Raw genomic sequence first — 18694 nt, 5'->3', positions numbered from 1 at the left:
CCCGCGTCGAAGGGGCCCGACGACAGCACCCACACCTCCGGCGCCAAGGGTGACCCGCCCCCGAAGAGCGACCCGCCCCCCAAGACCGATCCCCCACCCAAGACCGACCCCCCGCCCAAGACCGACCCACCCGCCGACCCCCCGCCCGTCGCGAAAAGCGATCCGCCGCCCGGCGGGACGCCGAAGGGCGACGCCCCCAAGCCGAAGGAAGACGGCCCGCGTGACCGCGCCCAGCCGTCGGACACCAAGACCTACTGCGGGGACCCCGTCGACGTCGCCACCGGCGAGGTCGTGATGACCCAGGTCGACGTGACCCTGCCGGGCGACGCCGGCGATCTGGAGCTGTCGCGCACCCACCTGTCGGCCTACCGCGGTGGGCGCTGGTTCGGCCCGTCCTGGGCGTCCACTTTGGACCAGCGGCTGGACGTCGGCCCCGGACGGGTCCGGTTCCACGCCGAGGACGGCATGGTCCTCGTCTACCCGGTGCCCACCGGCGAACCCGTGCTGCCGCTGGACGGCCCGCGGCACCCGCTGCACCGCTCCCCCGGCGGCTACCGGCTCGTCACCGGCGACCGCGAACTGCACTTCACCGGCGGTGGCCGGCTCGCGGCGATCGCACGGAACGGCAGCCGCACCGAGATCGCGTACGCCCCGGACGGCTCCCCTGCCGGGCTGCGCCGCGACGACGGCGTCGAACTCCGGATCGCCACCGCCGAGGGCCGGATCGTCGCGCTGGGCGCGCCCGACGCGGCGCCGCTGGTCCGGTTCGGCTACAACCGGCTCGGCCAGCTGACCACGATCGCGGACTTCGCGGGCCGCCCGATGACCCTCGATTACGACCTCGATCACCGGCTCGTCGGCTGGCAGGACCGCACCGGCACCTGGTACCGCTACGTCTACGACGCCGACGGCCGCTGCGTCCGCACCGTCGGGGCGCACGGCTTCTACGACGCGGTCTTCGCCTACGAGCCCGGCGTCACCCGGCACACCGACGCGCTCGGCCACACCTGGACCTACCGGCTCAACGACGCGGGCCAGCTCGTCGAGCGGACCGATCCGCTGGGGAGCACCCGGCGCTACACGTGGAGCCGCTACGACCAGCTCCTGTCCCAAGTGGACGAGCTGGGCCGCGAAACCCGTTACGAATACGAGAATGGCGAACTGAGGACGGTCATCCGTGCCGACGGCTCCGTCGTGCGGACGCTACCCGCGGGCGCGGGCGAAGTGCGGCTGCGGGTGGGCGACGGGGACGCCGCGGTCCAGCGCGTGGCGCCCGCGGCCGACCCCTTCACGGCACTGTCCGGGGCCACCGGACCGGGCGAAGCGCCCGACCCGCTGAGCGACGCGCCGGCGACGGACGTGCGCCCCGGCGACCGCGACCTGTTCGGCCGTCCGCAGCTCGTGCACACCGCGTCCGGCGGCGCCGCCCGGCTGGGCTGGACGGCCGAGGGCCGCCGCGCCTGGCGGATCGGCCCGCACGGCGACCGGGAAACCTGGGTGCACGACGCGGAAGGCCGGGTCGTCGAGTACCGCGACGCCGCGGGCGGGGTGCGGCGGCGCAGCTACGGGCCGTTCGGGCTGGCGGTGGCCGACGTCGACACGGCGGGCGCGCGCACGACCTACACCTACGACGGCGAGCTGCGGCTGACCTCCGTGACGAACCCGCGGGGCCTGACCTGGCGCTACACCTACGATCCCGCGGGCCGTCTGGCCGAGGAGACCGACTACGACGGCCGTCGCCTCACCTACTCCTACGACGAGGCCGGCCAGCTGCGGCGCATGACCAACGGCCTCGGCGAACCCGTCGAGTTCGCCTACGATCTGCTCGGCAACGTCGTCGAGCGGCGCACGGCCGAGGACGTCACGCGCTACGCCTACGACGCGCTGGGCCGCCTGGCCATCGCGGAGAACGCCGAGGCCCGCGTGGAGATCGCACGCGACGAGCGCGGCCGGGTCGTCGCCGAGACGGTCAACGGCCTCGGCGTGGCCTGGGACTACGACGGCGACGTGCTGCGCCGCCGCACGTCGTCCGGTGTGGACAGTGCGTGGACGTTCGACGACGCGGGCCTGCCGCGGTCGCTGCGGATCGCGGGCCACGACGTCGGGTTCGAGCACGACGCGGCCGGGCGCGAGGTCGCCCGCGGCGTCGACGGGACGGTCCTGCTCCGGCGGCGGTTCGACGCGGAAGACCGGCTCGCCGCGGAGGAAATCGCCGGCGTCGGGCCGCGCACCTACGCCTACCGGCCCGACGGCAGGCTCGCCGCCGTCGGCGACACCTGGCGGCTGGAGTTCGACGACGGCGGGCGCGTCAGCGAGGCGCACGGCCCGGGCGGGGTCGAGTGGTTCGCCCGCGACGCCGCCGGGAGCATCACCTCGGCGGCCACGCCGGCGCTGCCCGGACCGCGGGCCTACCGCGGAAACACGCTGGTCTCGGCCGGTGGCACCCACTACACGGCCGACGCGCAGGGCCGCGTCACCGGGCGCCACCGCGGCGACGGGTCGTGGACGTACACGTGGGACCGGCTGGACCGGCTGCGTTCGGTGCGCACCCCGGACGGCGCGCGCTGGACGTACCACTACGACCCGCTGGGCCGGCGGTTCGCCAAGCGGCGCTGGGTCACCGGCGCCGGCGGCGAGGTCTCGCTCACCGCGGACACGCGGTTCCTCTGGAGCGGCTTCGCCCTCGTGGAGCGGGTCGAGCACGGCGCGGACGGGTCGCCACGCGTCCTGACGTGGGAGCGTCACCCGGGCGACGGCCGCCCGGTCGTGCAGGTCGAGCGCACCGGCGATGAAGTGCGGTTCCGCTGCGTGATCACCTCGCCCGCGGGCACGCCGACCGAGCTGCTGGACGCGCGGGGCGCGCTGGTCTGGCGGGACCGGAGCAGCTTGTGGGGCGTGCCGCTGCCCGGCGCCGACGCCGCGGCCGTCCCGCTGGCGTTCCCCGGGCAGCACCGCGACGAGGAAACCGGGCTGCACTACAACGTGTTCCGGTACTACGACCCGGAGACGGCGCGGTACCTGAGCCAGGACCCGCTGGGCCTCGCCGCCGCCCCCGACCCGGCGGGCTACGTCACCGAGCCCCTGCTCGTCGGCGACCCGCTCGGGCTGGTGGGCACGTGCGGCAAGACCGGCGGGCCGGCGAGCACGAAACGTCCCCGGCCGGACGACTTCGACCAGCACCCCGACCTCCAGCCACCACCGGCGAAGAAGCCCGACCTCGGCGTCGCCGTCAACCGCATGACGCGCGAGGAGTGGGAGGCGTTCAAGCCCGAGCTGGACCAGATGATGCGCGCGGACAAGCACTTCTTCTGGTCGGGCGGTTACAAGCAGGGCCACGGCGCCCCGGACGACCCGTACCTGGGCTCGATCGAGTTCAAGGCGAACTCGGTCGCCAAGGAACACGGCGGCAACACCCTGGAGGGGCTCGTCGCCGACCACCACCTGAAGATGCCCGGCTGGGTCGACGACAAGATGATGAAGGACCCGGACAAGGGCTACTGGTCCCACGGCGACCACGGAACGTCCAACCTGGACCAGAAGAACTTCGTCAAGGAGAAGTGGGACCACGCGTCGGAAACGTTCGCGAAGAACTCGACCCCGGACACCCACGTCGTCTTCCCGGACAAGCCGGGCGCCCAGACGAGCACGGGCATCCCCAACCCGAACGGCGACATCTACCCCTACCGCAGGCCGGACAACATCTTCGACGCCATCGAGTACAAGAAGCTGGAGGAGCAGGGCATCAGCGTCACGGAGCACAACGCCGAGACCGGCGCGACGAAGCCGTACAAGAAGCCTTGACGCCCTGGTAGCCGAGGCGTCCCGGGTCTGACCGCCGGCGGGCCCGCCCCCTGCGCGGGCCCGCCGGGTGATGACGTCAGACCAGCGACGCGGTCAGCCCGCCGTCGAGGACGTAGTGGCTGCCCGTCACCCAGCTCGCCCGGTCGGACGCCAGGAACGCCGCCACCTCGGCGATGTCCTGCGGGGTGCCGAGCCGGCCCTGCTTCGCCGCGACCAGGTCGCCGAACGGGACCTGGGTGGCCGCTTCGAAGTCCGGCACCAGCCGCTCGACCATCGCCGTGTCGGCGAAGCCCGGGCAGACCGCGTTGACGCGGATCCCCGCCGGGCGCATCTCCACCGCCGCGACGCGGGTCAGCTGGATGACCGCCGCCTTCGTCGCGCAGTAGGAGCCGAGCAGCGGGCTGCCGCCGACGCCGGCGATCGAGGAGATGTTGACGATGTTGCCCTTGGACTCCATCAGGTGCGGGGTCGCCGCCTTCATCGTGACGAACGTGCCGCGCACGTTGACCGCGAAGATCTTGTCGAAGCTCTCCGTGGACTGCTGCAGCAGCGGCGACGACACCTCGATGCCGGCGTTGTTGACCAGGACGTCGAGGCCGCCGAGGATCTCGACCGCCTGCTGGATCGCGGTCTGGACCTGGGTTTCGTCGGTGACGTCGCAGTTGGCGACGCCGGCCGCGCCGATCTCTTCGGCCGTCTGCTTGGCCGAGAGGGCGTTCAGGTCACTGACCACGACCTTCGCGCCACGTTCGATGAACAGCGCCGCGATCGCCTTGCCGATCCCCGCCCCGGACCCGGTGACGAAAACGCGCTTTCCCTCGAGTTCGGACATGCTGGTTCCTCTCACATCGCTTCGATCTTGGGCAGGATTTCTTCTTTGACGCGCTTCAGGTCGTCCAGCGTCTTCGCGACCGGCACGTCCGCGAACGGCGGCCACAGGAAGGGCATCGTCAGCCCGGCTTCCTTGTACCGCTTGAGCTGGTCGGTGATCTGCGCTTCGGAGCCGACGAGCAGGTTCGTGCCCTTGCCCCGGGGGCTCTGGTCCACGTCCTGGTCGGTGATGACGAACCAGATCATGCTGGAGATCTCGAGGTCGTCGACCGACCGCTTGGTGTCGAGCTGGTCGAGCTCGCGCTGGATCTCGGTGCGCCACCGCTGGATGTCCTCGGGCGAGTCCTGGATCCCGATCCAGCCCGACAGGTTGTACTTGGCGATGCGGCTGGCCGAGCGCTTCGGGTCCTTGAGGCCGCTGAAGAAGATCGGCGGATGGGGCTTCTGCACCGGCTTGGCGCCGAACCCGGCCGGCTCGAAGTCGGCGAACTCGCCGTGGTACTCGAAGACCTCGTTGGTCCAGATGCCCTGCATGATCTCCAGGGTTTCGCGCACGTGCTTGTGCCGCTTGGGAAAGATGTGCGCGGCGCTGGCGGCGGCGAACTCTTCCGGCATCCAGCCGGAGCCGACGGCGACGTTGAGCCGTCCGCCCGAGAGGTGGTCGATGGTGGCCAGTTCCGCGGCGAGCACGCCGGGGGAACGGTACGGCGTGTCGATGATGCTCATGCCGATCCGGACCTTCGAGGTCTTCGCGGCGAGCCACGGGAGCAGCGGCATGCCCTGGAGGAACTCGCCCCGCGAGCTCACCGGGAGCTGCCTGCCCATTTCGTCGAGCATCCCGAAGGGGTACTGCATTTCCCCTCGGTCCGAGGCCTCCGGCACGATGATCCGGTCGAGCGTCCAGACGGAGTCGAAGTCGAGGTCTTCGGCGAGCGCGGTGAGGTCCTCGAGCTCCCGGACGGTCACCTTGTCCCGGAAGTTCGGCAGGTAGAGCGCGAGTTTCATGGTCGGACAGCCTCCTTGCTGTGGTGGGTGAAACTGGAGCGGATGTCGGCTTTCAGGACCTTGCCGACGGTGGAGCGCGGCAGCTCGGGCCAGATCTCGACCTGCTTCGGCGCTTTGACGCTGCCGATGCGGTCCTTGACGAACGCGATCAGCTCGCCGGTGTCCAGCTCCCTGCCGGGCTGGAGCTGGACGACGGCCGTGACGCGCTCACCCCACTTGTCGTCGGGCAGGCCGATCACGGCGCAGTCGCGGACGGCGTCGTGGGCCATCACCGCCTGCTCGACTTCGGCGGAATAGACGTTGAACCCGCCGGTGATGACCATGTCCTTGGCGCGGTCGACGATGTGGAGGTAGCCCTCGTCGTCGAGGAAGCCGATGTCGCCGGTGTGGTGCCAGCCGTGCGCCGACGCCTCCGCCGTGGCCTCGGGGTTGCGGTAGTAGCCCGCCATCACGAGCGAACCACGCACGCAGATCTCGCCGCGGTCGCCCCTCGGGACCGGCTGCCCGTCTTCGCCGAGGATAGCCACGGTGACCAGCGGCGACGGACGGCCCGCCGACGACAACCGTCCCGTGTGGACAGTACCGTCCGGTCTCCGGTGCTGCGCGGGCGACATCGTCGAGATCATCATCGGGGCTTCGGACTGGCCGAACAGCTGCGCCATCGGGCCGATGCGGTCGAGCGCTTCGGTCAGCCGGGCCGTGGACATCGGGGCGGCGCCGTACCAGAAGCACTGCAGCGACGACAGGTCCGCCGTGTCGAGGGATTCGTGTCCCAGCACCATGTAGATCAGCGTCGGCGGCAGGAACGTGTGCGTGACGCGGTGGCGTTCGATCAGCTCGAGGAAGCGGCCGACGTCGGGCTTGGCCATGATCACCACCTCCCCGCCGCGGGCGAGGACCGGGAAGCACAGGACGCCGGCCGCGTGCGTCAGCGGGGCCAGCGCCAGGTACACCGGGCGTCCCTCGAAGGGGTAGCTCATCAGCGTGATCGCCGACATCGCCTCGAGGTTGCGGTCGGTGAGCATGACGCCCTTGGGCCGTCCGGTGGTGCCGCCGGTGCCGACCAGCGCGACGACGTCGTCGGGTTGGGCCGCTTCTACGGCGGGATCGTCTTTCGCCGCGTCGAGCCAGTCCCGGAAGCCCGCGGCGAAGTCGTCGCTGTCCCCGAGCCGGACGAGCGTGGTGAGCTTCGGCAGCTTCGGCGCGATCTGGCGGACGAGGTCCTCGAAGGCCGGCTGGAAGATCAGGGTGCCGCAGTCGAACAGGTCGAGCAGCTCGGCGTTCTCGCCGGCCGCGTTGCGCGGGTTGATCGGGCACCACACGCCACCCGCGCGGGCGATGCCGAAGACGCAGGTGAACGCGGTCGGGTCGTTGGCCGAGAGGATGCCGACCTTGTCGCCGGGCGCGACGCCGGAGCGTCGCAACGCGCGGGCGACGGCCTCGGCGAGCTCGACGACTTCGCCGTAGGACCGCGAAACCCCGTCGAGGGTCAGGCAGGGGGCACCGGGATCCAGGGAGGCACCCTTTTCCAGGTAGAAGAACAGAGACATCGTCGTCCCTTTCGAGCTCTGTCGGCGGCTGCTGACGACCTTGGCCGCCGTTTGGACGAATGTCAAGATTTTCTTGGACGATTGGTCAGAGAACCGCTCGATGGTATCTTCGGCCGGTGACCAGCGCAGCCGCCGTGAGGCGGCGGACCCGAGTCGACAAGTTCGAGGAACGCCGCCGGGAGCTCGCCGACGCGGCGCTGCTCGCGCTGGCCGACCTCGGCTACGCCCGGACGAGCCTGCGCACGATCGCGGAGCACACGAAGTTCTCCCACGGGCTGCTGCACTACTACTTCGCCGACAAGGTCGAGCTGATCACGTACTGCGTGCGGCGCTACAAGGAAGCCTGCGTGAAGCGCTACGAAGGCGGCGTCGGCGCGGCGGCCACGGCCCCCGACCTCGCGGCGGCGTGCGCCGACGGGCTGGCGGTGGCGCTGGCCGAGGCCCCGCTGATGCACCGGCTCTGGTACGACCTGCGCACCCAGTCCCTGTTCGAGCCGGCGTTCCGCGACGACGTCGCCGAGATCGACGACAGCCTGCAGGACATGATCTGGCGCAACGTCTCGGCGTACGCGGAGCTGGCGGCGGCCGAGCCGAACTGCACCCCGGCCGACGCGTACGCCCTGTTCGACGGCCTGTTCCAGCAGGCGTTGCTGCGCCACCTCACCGGAGCGGAGGACTCGCTCACCGAACTGCGGCGCGGGATCCGGGAGCTGTTCCCCCGGCTCGTCGGCTGACTCAAAGCGCTTTCAGCACGCTCAGCGCGATGATCGTCGCGCAGACGATGCCGTTGAGGACGCGGTGGTCGACCAGGATGGCCGCGAACTCGCGCAGGGTCGCGCTCGGCCAGAAGTACCACGCCGTCGGGGCGCCGATCACCTGGCCGTTCACCTTGGCCTTGCGGGCGAGCAGCGCCGCGCGCAGGACGTGGAAGTTGTTCGTGACGACGACGCACCGGTAGTCCGGCCGCCGTTCGCGCATGAGGGCGTCGCTGAACGCCAGGTTTTCCCGCGTGGTGCGCGAGCGGTCTTCGAGCACGATCCGCTCGCGCGGGAGGCCGCGGCCGACGAGGTGGTCGGCCATCGCGTGCGCCTCGGGCACGTCCTCCCCCGGCCCCTGCCCGCCCGAGGTGACCAGCAGCGGCGAGCGGCCCTTGCGGTCTTCGGCGTCGAGCACTCGCCGGCCGCGGTCGAGCCGGCTCGCCAGCAGCGGCGGGACGGTCCGGCCGCCGAGCAGCCCGGAGCCCAGCACCACCACGAAGTCGAGCGGGCGGCGGCTGCGGATCCGGCCGTACACCAAGGAGTACAACAGGAAGCAGACGAACAGGAACGACAGGTAGGCGACGATCCCGTCCACGCTGTCGCGGACCGCTTCCAGCGGCGCCCAGCGCAGCTGCCCGACCACGAAGCCGAAGACGATCAGCGCCACGATGCCGACCCCGGCGGCCAGGGACAGCAGGTTCGCCGGCCGCCGTCCTTCGCGGCGCAGCATCGTCACGCCGTTGCAGATCAGGAAGACCGCGAGCACCACGATGGTCAGCGGGACGAGCGCGAACAGTCCGAACGCGACGATTGTCGCGGCCTCCGGCGAGATCGAGGCCAGCAGCGCGAGCACGGCCAGGCCGAGGAACGCGAGCGCGAAGAACAGGTAGAAGCCGTTGCGCAGCTTGCGCCGGTCGAGCAGGAAGCTGACCAGGAAGACGCCGAAGCAGAAGACGGCCGCGGCCAGCGGGATCAGGGCCGGGTTCACCGGACCTCCAGGCGTCGCCAGGTGGCCAGGAACGCGAGCGCCGCGGCGACGGACCCGAAGGAGGCGAACGAGTTCGCGGCCAGGTAGACGACCCAGGCGTTGTCCCGCACCGTTTCCTCGTAGCCGCCGCCGAGCAGCGACGCTCCGATGAGGACGGTGCCGAGCGCCAGGAACACCGCACCACCAACGGATGCAATGCTCACGACGAGCACCCGCGGGATCCGGCGCGGCCCGTCGTGCCGGTGCACGACCCCGCGCCGCGCGAGCCACCACGACGCCAGGCAGGCGAGCCCGAGCGCGATCGCGTCGGCGGCGAGCGTGTCGGACAGGCGATGCCACTTCGCCGTCACGGTGTACGCGCCGATGCCGACCGCCCACGAGAGCAGCAGGAACAACGTCACCCCGCGCCAGCGGTACGGCACCACGAGCAGGGCGGCGAACAGCACGGTCATGGCGATGGTCGTGTGCCCGCTGGGCAGGCTGTTGGCGGCGTAGTGCCCGGTCGACGGCACGAGCGGCGGCCGCGGCAGCACGAACCGCTTCAGCACCTGCGTGACGACCTGCCCGGCGACGATCACGCCGACGGCCGCGAAAGCGAGGTCCACCCGCCGGCGCAGCAGCCCGACCACCCCGACGAGCACGACCGCGACGGCCAGCGAGTACACGGTGATCCGGCTCAGGCTGTCGTCGGCCACCGCCTGGTCCCGGGCGCCGGCCTCATCGGCCCCGCGGAGAGCGGCGTTCTCCAAGGCCTGCCCGGGAACCGTCCAGACGGCGAGGAGGTAGACGACCACCACGACCAGCGCACAGCCGACCGCGACGATCAGCCAGCGACGGGCTGGAACCACCCTGAACCCTCCTTCAGCCGGGCTTGCTCCGAACAGCGTAGTTACCTACCGCGTTCGTGCGCACACCGAGGGTTTCTTTTCTGTCTGAGACAGTTGACTCACAGTCGGCGCTTCAGGCCAGTGCGGCAGGTCGGCGCCGCCCATGGTGTCCAGCAGCAGGTCGTCCGGGCGGGGCCAGTGCCGGTAGGCCGACGCCCGCCGTCTCGGCGACGCGGCGGTGGGTCACCGCGCCCGGGCCCTCGGCCGCCGGCAGGGCCCGCGCGGCGGCGAGCATCGCCGCGCCGCCCGCGGGTCCGTCGAACCGGTCACCGGGCCATCTGATGAGACAGGTGCCTCACTGACCTGCCGGGAGAATCCGGCCGCGGACTTCGCCGAAGCCGATGCGCTCACCGTTCGGGCCCGGGGCCGAGCCCGTGATCACCACTTCGTCGCCGTCCAGCAGGAAGCTGCGCTCCTCGCCCTGGACCGTCAGCGGCTCCTTGCCACCCCAGCTCAGCTCCAGGAACGCGCCGCGCTGGTGCTTCTCCGGGCCCGAAATCGTGCCCGAGCCGTACAGGTCGCCGGTGCGGGACGACGCGCCGTTCACCGTCAGGTGGGCCAGCATCTGCGCCGGCGACCAGTACATCTCGCGGAACGGCGGGCGGCTGACCTCCTGGCCGTTCCACTCGACGACCAAGTCGACGTCCAACCCCCACGGCTCGCTTTCCCGCAGGTACGGCAGCGGTTCCGGGTCCTGGCCCGGCAGCGGGATCCGCGCGGCCTCGAGCGCCAGGATCGGCACGACCCACGCCGAGACGGACGTCGCGAAGCTCTTGCCCAGGTTCGGGCCCAGCGGCACGTACTCCCAGGCCTGGATGTCGCGCGCCGACCAGTCGTTGAGCAGCACCGCGCCGAACACGTGCCGCGCGAAGTCGGCCGGGGCGATCGGGGTGTTCAGCGGCGTGCCCGTGCCGACGACGAAACCCAGCTCCGCCTCGATGTCCAACCGCGTGCTCGGGCCGAACACCGGTGCCGGGTCACCCTTGCGCTGGCCGCTCGGGCGGACGATGTCCGTGCCCGACACCAGCACCGTCCCGGCGCGGCCGTGGTAGCCGACCGGCAGGTGCTTCCAGTTGGGCAGCAACGGTTCCGCGTCCGGCCGGAACAGCCGCCCGACGTTGGACGCGTGGTGCTCGGACGCGTAGAAGTCGACGTAGTCCGCGACCTCGAACGGCAGGTGCAGCGTGACGTCCGCGACCGCGTGCACGGCGTCGTCCGGGACCTCGCCCGCGACGAGAGACGTCACCCGCGACCGGACCTCGACCCAGCGGTCGTACCCCTGCGCCATGAACGGGTTGAGCGTCGGCGCCGCGAAGACGTCGTCGCCCAGCGCGCGAGCCAGGTCGAGCACCGAGTCCCCGACGCGGACGCCGACGCGCGGGGCGCCGCCGCCGACCGAAAACACGCCGTAGGGCAGGTTGGCCGTCCCGAACGGGGAGCCTGCCGGGATGTCGATCGTGGTCATGCCTCTCCTCGGGGCAGCAGGCCGAGGGCGGCCAGCTCGGTCAGGGGATCACTGATGCTGCACGTGCCGAACGAGGTGAACCGCTCGCGGGCACCCGGATCGAGGTCGCGCACCAGCGCGGCGACCGTCGCGCCGTCGCGCTCGGCGAGCAGGGCCTCGGCCCGCTCGGGTGCACCGGCCGCGAGCAGCAGGTTGAGGAAGCCGTGCTGCTCGAACCCGGTCTCCGGGTCGGTGTTGCGCAGCGCGTGGTGCAGCCCGGCGGTGGCCTTGAACGGCACCCCGGCGTCGACGGCGGCCCGGATCGCCTCGGCCAGCTCGGTCTCGCCGGGGTACAGGTCGGCCCGGACGCCGCCGGTCCGGAACTTCGCGCGGTGGCCCGTCCCGGCGAGCGCGCGCAGCAGCGGCACGCGGCGCTCGTCGCGCGGGATTTCGACGTACACCGGCGCGCTCGCGGCCGCCACGGCATCGAGCACCTCGCCGGGCCGCATTCCTTCCGGCACCGCGATTTCCAGCGCCTGCAGGTCCACGGGCAGCGTCTTCACGGCGTCGAGCACGCCCGGGAGCTGCGCGGGCCCGCCGGGCAGCGTCACCGCGACCGGCAACGGCCTCTCGCGCGGCCCGAGCAGGTCGCCCAGCGCGTCGAGCGCCGGCGCGGCGAGCACCAGCGGGCCGACGAGGCCGGCGTACCAGGACTTGACGTATTCGTCGTGCGCGGCGACGGCGTCCGGCAACGGCGCGAGGCCGGGCGGGAACACCGCGGCGTCGTCGCACAGCCCGGTGAAGAGGGCCGGGATCACGCGACCGGCCCCCGTCCGGCCCAGGTCCACGCGTAGCCGGGGTCTTCGCTCGCCAGCCCGCCTTCGCCGAGTTCGAGCGGCCGGAAGGTGTCGACCATGACGGCCAGCTCGTCGAAGAACTCCGCGCCGAGCGACCGTTCGACCGCGCCGGGCTGCGGGCCGTGGCTGTGCCCGCCCGGGTGCAGGCTGATCGAGCCCTGCGCGATGCCGGATCCCTTGCGGGCCTCGTAGTTCCCGCCGCAGTAGAACATCACCTCGTCGGAGTCCACATTGGAATGGTAGTACGGCACCGGCACGGCGAGCGGGTGGTAGTCGACCTTGCGCGGGACGAAGTTGCAGATGACGAAGTTGTTCCCTTCGAAGACCTGGTGCACGGGCGGCGGCTGGTGCACGCGGCCGGTAATGGGCTCGAAGTCGGCGATGTTGAACGTGTACGGGTAGAGGAAGCCGTCCCAGCCGACGACGTCGAAGGGGTGCGCCGGGTAGACGTAGCGGGTGCCGGTGATGCCGCGCGAGCCGCGGTGCTTGACGAGGACTTCGACGTCCTCGCCCTCGGCCAGGAACGGCTCCTCGGGCCCGTGCAGGTCGCGCTCGCAGTACGGCGCGTGCTCCAGCAGCTGGCCGAAGCGGGACAGGTAGCGCTTCGGCGGCGTGATGTGCGAGTTCGCTTCGACGACGTACGCGCGCAGCGGCTCGTCGCTCCCCGGCACCCAGCGGTGCGTCGTCGCGCGCGGGAGGATCACGTAGTCGCCCTGGCGCGCTTCGAGCACGCCGAAGATCGTCTCGACGCGCGCCTCGCCGGACTCGACGTACACGCATTCGTCGCCGACGGCGTTGCGGTACAGGGGCGAGGTCTCCCCCGCCGCGACGTAGGAGATGCGCACGTCGCCGTTGCCCAGCACCAGGCGGCGGCCGGTGACGACGTCGGCGCTCTTCCAGTCCTGGCCGGGGAACAGCTCGTGCAGCTTGAGGTGGCGCGGGACCAGCGGGCGGTTCTCGGTGAGCGTCTGGTCCGGCAGCTCCCACGGCGTCGCGTCGACGATCGCCGACGGCACGCCGCGGTGGTAGAGCAGCGACGAGTCCGAGGAGAAGCCCTCCTCGCCCATCAGCTCTTCGGAGTACAGCCCGCCTTCGGGGGTGCGGTGCTGGGTGTGCCGCTTCGGCGGGATGGTCCCCGCGCGGCGGTAGTACGCCATGGTTCTCCTCCGGCCGATATAGTTCAGACATTGACTATCTTTGGGCAGCTTAGCCCCTGTCGCGCGCCGCGGGTAGAGGGTCTGCCGCGGCCTGTCGTGCGGGGTGGGGCTAGCGGCGGCTGCGGGCGTCGAAGCCGGCCCGGGCGGTGATCAGCTTGCCCAGCAGCAGCACCAGGATCCGCTGCTCTTCCTCGGTGAGGGCGTCCGTCCAGCCGAACTCGCGCTCGTTGTGCTCGCGGAACACCGAGACCATCTCTTCGTGGCCCGCCGCGGTCAGCGACAGCTGGACCGAACGGCCATCGTGCTCGTCCGGGACGCGGTCGAGCAGGCCGTCCGCGACGAGGGGCTTCATCAGGTTCGACACCGCGGCCCGGCTCATCCCGGTGAGCCGGGCCGCGGTCTTCGGTTCCAAGGGTCCGGCCAGCCAGACGACGAACAGCAGCCGGAACCCCGACCACGACCGGCCACGCGGCCGGTGCACCGCGGCCTCCAGGTCGTAGGTCACCAGGTCCGACGCCCGGTTGAGGGTCAGCAGCACCTCGGTCGCCAGCTGGTGGCGGAAGCCGTACTCGCTCGAGAGCCGCCGGTTGGCCAGCTCGACGAACGACCAGAAGTCCAGCTCCTCGTCCATCCGGGCACCTTAACAAATGGTCAAACTCGAAACTGGTTGCGCTCGCGCGGGACCTTCAGGAACGCCAGCATGATCGCCGCGAGCACCAGGCAGCCGATCGGGAAGTACAGCCCGACCGTGACGTCGGTGTCCGTGGCCGCCAGCCCGATCGCGTAGGGCCCGAAGAACCCGCCCAGCGCGGCGATCGAGTTGATCGCGGCCAGCCCGACGGCCGTGTGCTCCTTCGACAGCACCTTCGAGGCCATCGCCCAGTACGGCGCCAGGTAGCCGAGCACGCCGACCGCCGCCAGCGACAGGCTGACCAGCGACAGCACCGGCACCGACTTGAACTGGATGGCGCCGAAGAAGCCCAAAGCGGCGACGAGCACCAGCGCGATCACGTGCCCCTTGCGCTCGCCCGTCCGGTCGGAGTTGCGCGCCAGCAGCAGCATGCCGGCCGCGCCGACGACGTACGGGATCGCGCCGAGCAGGCCGATGTTCGTCGAGGAGTACTTCGGGTCGAGCTGCTTGACGATCAGCGGCAGGAAGAACGTCAGCCCGTACAGGCCGCAGGCGATGAACAGGTTCGCGAACGCCAGGTGCAGGACCTTGCCGTTGCGCACCGCGCGCAGCTGGCCGAGGAAGGTCTCCTTCTCCTCCGGCACGTACTCCTTGTCGATCTCGGTCTGCAGCCACTCGCGCTCGTCGCGGGAGAGGAACTTCGCGTCCGCGGGCTTGTCCGGCAGCCGGAGGAACGTGACGACGCCGATCAGGATCGCCGGCGCGCCCTGCAGCACGAACACCCACTGCCAGCTGCTCATCCCGAGCCAGTGCGCGTGGTCGAGGATCCAGCCGCCGGTGAGGCTGCCGAGGATCAGTGCGATCGGCTGGGCCAGGGCGAGCGTCGCGATCGCGCGGCCGCGTTCCTTCCCGCGGAACCACAGCGTCAGGTACAGCAGCAGGCCCGGGAACAACCCGGCTTCGGCGACGCCGAGCACGATCCGGGCGATGATCAGGTGCGTCGTGTTCGCGACGAACCCGGTGACCACCGTGACGATGCCCCAGCTGACCGCGATCCGGCTCAGCCACAGCCGCGCGCCGACCTTCTTCATGATCATGTTGCTCGGGACTTCGAACACCACGTAGGCGAGGAAGAAGATCGCCGACGCCGCCCCGAACGTGGCGGCGTCGATCGCCAGCTCCTTGCCCATGCCGAGCTGGGCGTAGCCGATGTTGGCGCGGTCCATGTAGTTGAAGACGTAGAGCAGGCCGACGATCGGCATGATGCGCAGCCCGACCTTGCGGACGGTGCTTCTCCCGACCGCGGTCGGCGTGTGGACGGTCATGGGGTGCTCCTCGACGGTGAGTGAGTGGCGCTGCGGCCGGCGACCCGGCCCATGGTGATGGCGTTGGCGACGGCGTTCCCGCCGCCGACGTACCGCGGCCCGAGCACGCCGGCTCCGGCCTCCCCCGCGGCGAACAGGCCGGGCACGCGCTCCCCGCGCGCGTCGAGGACGGCGGCGGTGCCGTCGATCTCGAGTCCGGCGTGGGTGCAGACGAGCTCGGCGGGCAGCGTGCGCGCCGCGTAGAACGGCGGCTGCCCGATCGGCTCGGGTGGGGCGGTGCGCCCCTTGGCGGCCAGGGTTTCGTGGCGCAGGAACTCCGGGTCCACGGGCAGGTTCGCGTTCCAGCGGTCGATCGTCGCCCGCAGCGCGCCGGCGGGCACGCCGAGCTTTCCGGCCAGCTCCTCGACGCTGCCGGCGCGGATCGTGCGCCCGGCTTCGGCTTCGGCCAGGACGTGCCCGGCGTCCCAGTGCGCGTACCCGGTGGGCAGGGTGGCGCGCGCCCGCTCGTCGAAGACCGTCCACACGGGACCGTCCTGGGCGTCGATGATCCCGCCCGACACGGCGTAGGAGGCGTCCTCGTCCATGAACCGGCGGCCGTGGGCGTTCACCAGCACCCGCGACACCGGCGGGAAACCGGACTGCCAGTGGTGCAGCCGCTGGAAGTACGCGGTGGGCAGCAGCAGGCCCCAGCCGTCGCCCGCGATCGCGGCGTCCACCTGGGACCCGAACCCGAAGTGATCGCCCCGGGAACCGGGAGCCGCCACGACGAACAGGTCGTCGCCCGCCGCGCCTGCCGCCGGGTAGTGCCGCGTGACCAGCGCCGGGTCCTGCGCGAAGCCGCCCGTGGTGACGATCACGGCAGTCGCGGGCACCTCGATCCCGTCGGCGACGACGCCGGTGACGTGCCCGCCCTCGACGAGCAGCCGCTCGACCCGCGTGTTCAGGATCGCCTCGACGCCGGCCCTGCGCCGGGCCCGGTCGAGCACCTGGACCAGGCCGTAACCCTGGTCCTTCGGCACGTGTGCCCGCCAGACGTCTTCGACGCCCGCTCGGGTGAGGCCCGGGGAATGCGCGTTGTGCGACACCTTCGCCGGGATCTCGGCGCCCAGCCCGATCAGCCATTCCAAGGCCGGTCCGGACTCCTCGCAGAACGCGCGCACCAGCCCCGGCTTGAGCTGCCACTGGTTGAGGTCCATGTAGTGCTGGAAGAACCTCTCCGGTGTGTCCTCGATGCCCAGTCCCTTTTGGACGCTGGTGCCGGCGGCGGTGAACATGCCCGCCGACAGCTGCGTCGAGCCGCCGAGTTCCGGCTCGGCCTCGAACAGCAGGACGGACGCGCCGCGCTCGGCGGCCGACACGGCGGCGGCGAGCCCCGCTCCCCCGCCGCCCACGACGACGACGTCGTACTCCTCGGCGCTCATCCGAGGTCACCTCCCGACTCCGCGACGATGCGGTGGTAGAGCCCGTTGGAGACGAGGCCGCCGTCGACGGTGACCTCGCTGCCGGTCATGTAGGTGGACCGGTTCGACAGCAGGAACAGCACGGCGTCGGTGATCTCCTCCGGACGCGCCATCCGCCCGGCCGGGACACTGTCCACAGCGGACCGGACGAACGCGCCGGCCCCCGCGAGCAACGCCGTGCCGACGAGTCCCGGGTGGACGGAGTTGACCCGGATGCCCCAGCGGGCGAAGTTCCCGGCGGCCGATTTGGACAGTCCGGTCAGACCCCACTTGCTGGCCGAGTACGCGGGTGAGAAGTAACCGATCTGCCCGGAGATCGACGAGATGTTGACGATCGACCCGCCGCCGGAGTCCCGGATCAGGGGCGCGGCCGCGCGCATCCCGTGGAACGGCCCAGTGAGGTTGACCGCGACGACCCGGTCCCACACCTCGGCCGTGGTGTCCATGAACTCCAGCCGCCGCGAGATCCCGGCGTTGTTCACCAGCCCACGGAGTTCACCCTGCTGTGAGCGGATTTCCGCGACGACGGAGTCCCACTGCGCGGCGTCGGTGACGTCGAGGTGGTGCGCCGACGCCGAACCGCCGTCCGCGAGGATCTCGCCGACGACGCCGGAAGGATCGGCGACGTCGGCGGCGCAGACGTGGACGCCCAGCGCACCGAGCGCCCGGGCGTGGGACGCGCCCATGCCGCCCGCCGCGCCGGTGACCAGGACGACGGCCGGGTACTCAGACATGCCGGGACCCGCCGTCGACGGCGATGCTGTGCCCGGTCACGTACCGGGCGCTGTCCGACAGCAGGAACAGCAGCACGCCGGCGACCTCTTCGGGCGAGCCGATCCGGTGCAGCGGCACGGCGTCGAGAGCCTTGGCCAGCGCCGGCGCGTCGTCCTGGATCCAGCGCGTCATCTCGGTGTCGATGTAGCCGGGCGCGATGGCGTTGACACGCAGGCCCTGGTCGCCCAGCTCGACGGCCAGCGATTCGGTGAGGTGCGCGACGGCGGCCTTCGAGCTGCAGTAGGCGCCGCGGCCCTTGCGCACGCGCACGGCCGACACCGACGACATGTTCACGATCGCGCCGCCGGGCTTCATGTGCCTGGCCGCGGCCTGGGCGCCGAACAGCACACCTTCGACGTTGACCGACAGCGTCGCGCGGATCTGCTCCGGCGTGATCTCGGGGACCTCCGCGAACGGGAAGATCCCGGCGTTGTTGACCCAGAAGTCGATCCGGCCGAACTCGTCGATCGCGCGCTGTGCCAGGGCGAGGTGGTCGGCGGCCTTCGTGACGTCCACAGTGGACGGCACGATCCGGCCGGGCTTGGCTTCCAGGGACTTCTCGGCCAGCGCGGCGGTCAGCTCGGCCGCGGTGGCGGCCATCGCGGTGCCGTCGATGTCGCCGCCGACGACGTCGACCCCGCGCGTGGCGAGCGCGGCGGTGAAGCGGGCGCCCATGCCGCGGGCGGCGCCGGTGACCACCGCGACCTTGCCCGGGAACTCCGGGTACAGCGTGGTGACCGGCTGGTGCAGGACCCGCCCGGGACCGGTGGGCTCGTGGGTCGTCATCGTGGGTTCCTCTTTCGTGGTGGGTCAGGAGTCGCGGTGGACGGTGCGCCGCCGCACGCGCCAGCCGTCGGCCGTGCGCACCAGGTCGTCTTCGAGGACGGTCAGGCGCACGAGGTGCGTGCTCGCGACGATCTGCAGGTAGGCGTCGGCGCGCAGGGTGTCCGGGGTGTCGCCGGGCCGGACGTGGACGGTGCTGACCACGTGCCTGAGCTTCTCCCCGGACGAGGGGAAGCGCTCGGCGAACGCGGTCAGCTCCGCGGTGCCGACGGCCGGCTCGGGGTAGGTCGGCGAACGGAACTCGCCGTCCGCAGTGAAGGTGGCGGCCCAGCCGGCGGCCCGGCCCGAGTCGATGGCGTGGCTCTGGGCGCCGTAGAGCTGGTGCACGGCCACGACGTCTTCGGTCGCCACCCGCATCGGAACCTCCGTTGTCCCGTCCGTCT

General features: G+C 71.5%; 16 protein-coding genes. 2 read left to right on the top strand and 14 right to left on the bottom strand.

The genetic code is table 11. From position 1 onward, the window contains the following. On the top strand, positions 1 to 3801 hold a 3801-nt coding region (locus tag ACWEN0_RS35920), incomplete at its 5' end, for a DUF6531 domain-containing protein (protein WP_451983883.1). Positions 3802 to 3877: 76 nt separating this feature from the next. On the opposite strand, the gene ACWEN0_RS35915 is transcribed toward ACWEN0_RS35920, so the two are convergent. Genes ACWEN0_RS35915 through ACWEN0_RS35905 form a run of 3 tightly spaced genes read right to left on the bottom strand, consistent with a single transcriptional unit; the run spans position 3878 to position 7187 of the window. Then, complete coding sequence (locus tag ACWEN0_RS35915; RefSeq protein WP_451983881.1) at positions 3878 to 4633, bottom strand: SDR family NAD(P)-dependent oxidoreductase; 756 nt, start codon at positions 4631 to 4633, stop codon at positions 3878 to 3880. A gap of 11 nt (positions 4634 to 4644) precedes the next feature. Next, positions 4645 to 5637: an LLM class flavin-dependent oxidoreductase gene (locus ACWEN0_RS35910; protein ID WP_451983879.1), complete on the bottom strand. Its 993-nt coding sequence runs from the start codon at positions 5635 to 5637 to the stop codon at positions 4645 to 4647. Continuing rightward, positions 5634 to 7187: an acyl-CoA synthetase gene (locus tag ACWEN0_RS35905; RefSeq protein WP_451983877.1), complete on the bottom strand. Its 1554-nt coding sequence runs from the start codon at positions 7185 to 7187 to the stop codon at positions 5634 to 5636. The genes ACWEN0_RS35910 and ACWEN0_RS35905 overlap by 4 nt, the downstream gene beginning before the upstream one ends. A 116-nt stretch (positions 7188 to 7303) precedes the next feature. Here ACWEN0_RS35905 and ACWEN0_RS35900 point away from each other — a divergent pair, with 116 nt between their 5' ends. Beyond that, a complete protein-coding gene (locus tag ACWEN0_RS35900) occupies positions 7304 to 7921 on the top strand; it encodes a TetR family transcriptional regulator (RefSeq protein ID WP_451983875.1) in 618 nt (205 codons plus the stop codon). A 1-nt stretch (position 7922) separates the two neighbouring features. Here the strand turns inward: ACWEN0_RS35900 and ACWEN0_RS35895 are convergent, their stop codons facing one another. The 11 genes from ACWEN0_RS35895 to ACWEN0_RS35845 form a co-directional block, all read right to left on the bottom strand. Next, the gene (locus ACWEN0_RS35895; protein ID WP_451983873.1) at positions 7923 to 8933 is read right to left on the bottom strand and encodes a YdcF family protein; all 1011 of its coding nucleotides are present in this window, start codon (positions 8931 to 8933) and stop codon (positions 7923 to 7925) included. Then, positions 8930 to 9781 carry a phosphatase PAP2 family protein gene (locus tag ACWEN0_RS35890; RefSeq protein ID WP_451983871.1) on the bottom strand — a complete coding sequence of 284 codons (852 nt, stop codon included), beginning with the start codon at positions 9779 to 9781 and terminating at the stop codon, positions 8930 to 8932. The genes ACWEN0_RS35895 and ACWEN0_RS35890 overlap by 4 nt, the downstream gene beginning before the upstream one ends. Positions 9782 to 10115: 334 nt before the next feature. Then, positions 10116 to 11285: a fumarylacetoacetase gene (fahA, locus tag ACWEN0_RS35885; protein WP_451983869.1), complete on the bottom strand. Its 1170-nt coding sequence runs from the start codon at positions 11283 to 11285 to the stop codon at positions 10116 to 10118. Continuing rightward, the gene (locus tag ACWEN0_RS35880) at positions 11282 to 12112 is read right to left on the bottom strand and encodes a hypothetical protein (RefSeq protein ID WP_451983867.1); all 831 of its coding nucleotides are present in this window, start codon (positions 12110 to 12112) and stop codon (positions 11282 to 11284) included. The genes fahA and ACWEN0_RS35880 overlap by 4 nt, the downstream gene beginning before the upstream one ends. Then, positions 12079 to 13278, bottom strand: coding sequence for a cupin domain-containing protein (locus tag ACWEN0_RS35875; protein ID WP_451983865.1), 1200 nt, complete (start codon positions 13276 to 13278; stop codon positions 12079 to 12081). The genes ACWEN0_RS35880 and ACWEN0_RS35875 overlap by 34 nt, the downstream gene beginning before the upstream one ends. 109 nt (positions 13279 to 13387) lie before the next feature. Further along, entirely contained in the window at positions 13388 to 13909 is a 522-nt protein-coding gene (locus ACWEN0_RS35870) for a MarR family winged helix-turn-helix transcriptional regulator (RefSeq protein ID WP_451983863.1), read from the bottom strand. 20 nt (positions 13910 to 13929) lie between these two features. Then, positions 13930 to 15234 (bottom strand): MFS transporter, encoded by a 1305-nt coding sequence (locus ACWEN0_RS35865; RefSeq protein WP_451983861.1) that lies wholly within the window; start codon positions 15232 to 15234, stop codon positions 13930 to 13932. Further along, positions 15231 to 16655, bottom strand: a complete 1425-nt coding sequence (locus tag ACWEN0_RS35860; RefSeq protein WP_451983859.1) for an FAD-dependent oxidoreductase — start codon at positions 16653 to 16655, stop codon at positions 15231 to 15233. The genes ACWEN0_RS35865 and ACWEN0_RS35860 overlap by 4 nt, the downstream gene beginning before the upstream one ends. Then, positions 16652 to 17428 carry an SDR family NAD(P)-dependent oxidoreductase gene (locus tag ACWEN0_RS35855; RefSeq protein ID WP_451983858.1) on the bottom strand — a complete coding sequence of 259 codons (777 nt, stop codon included), beginning with the start codon at positions 17426 to 17428 and terminating at the stop codon, positions 16652 to 16654. Before ACWEN0_RS35855 ends, ACWEN0_RS35860 begins: the two co-directional genes overlap by 4 nt. After that, positions 17421 to 18254 (bottom strand): SDR family NAD(P)-dependent oxidoreductase, encoded by an 834-nt coding sequence (locus tag ACWEN0_RS35850; RefSeq protein WP_451983856.1) that lies wholly within the window; start codon positions 18252 to 18254, stop codon positions 17421 to 17423. The genes ACWEN0_RS35855 and ACWEN0_RS35850 overlap by 8 nt, the downstream gene beginning before the upstream one ends. A 24-nt stretch (positions 18255 to 18278) precedes the next feature. Next, entirely contained in the window at positions 18279 to 18668 is a 390-nt protein-coding gene (locus tag ACWEN0_RS35845; RefSeq protein ID WP_451983854.1) for a nuclear transport factor 2 family protein, read from the bottom strand. Positions 18669 to 18694: the final 26 nt, after the last annotated feature.

This window comes from Amycolatopsis sp. NPDC004378 (assembly GCF_053602455.1).
This window is presented reverse-complemented; position numbering and strand designations above follow the sequence as displayed.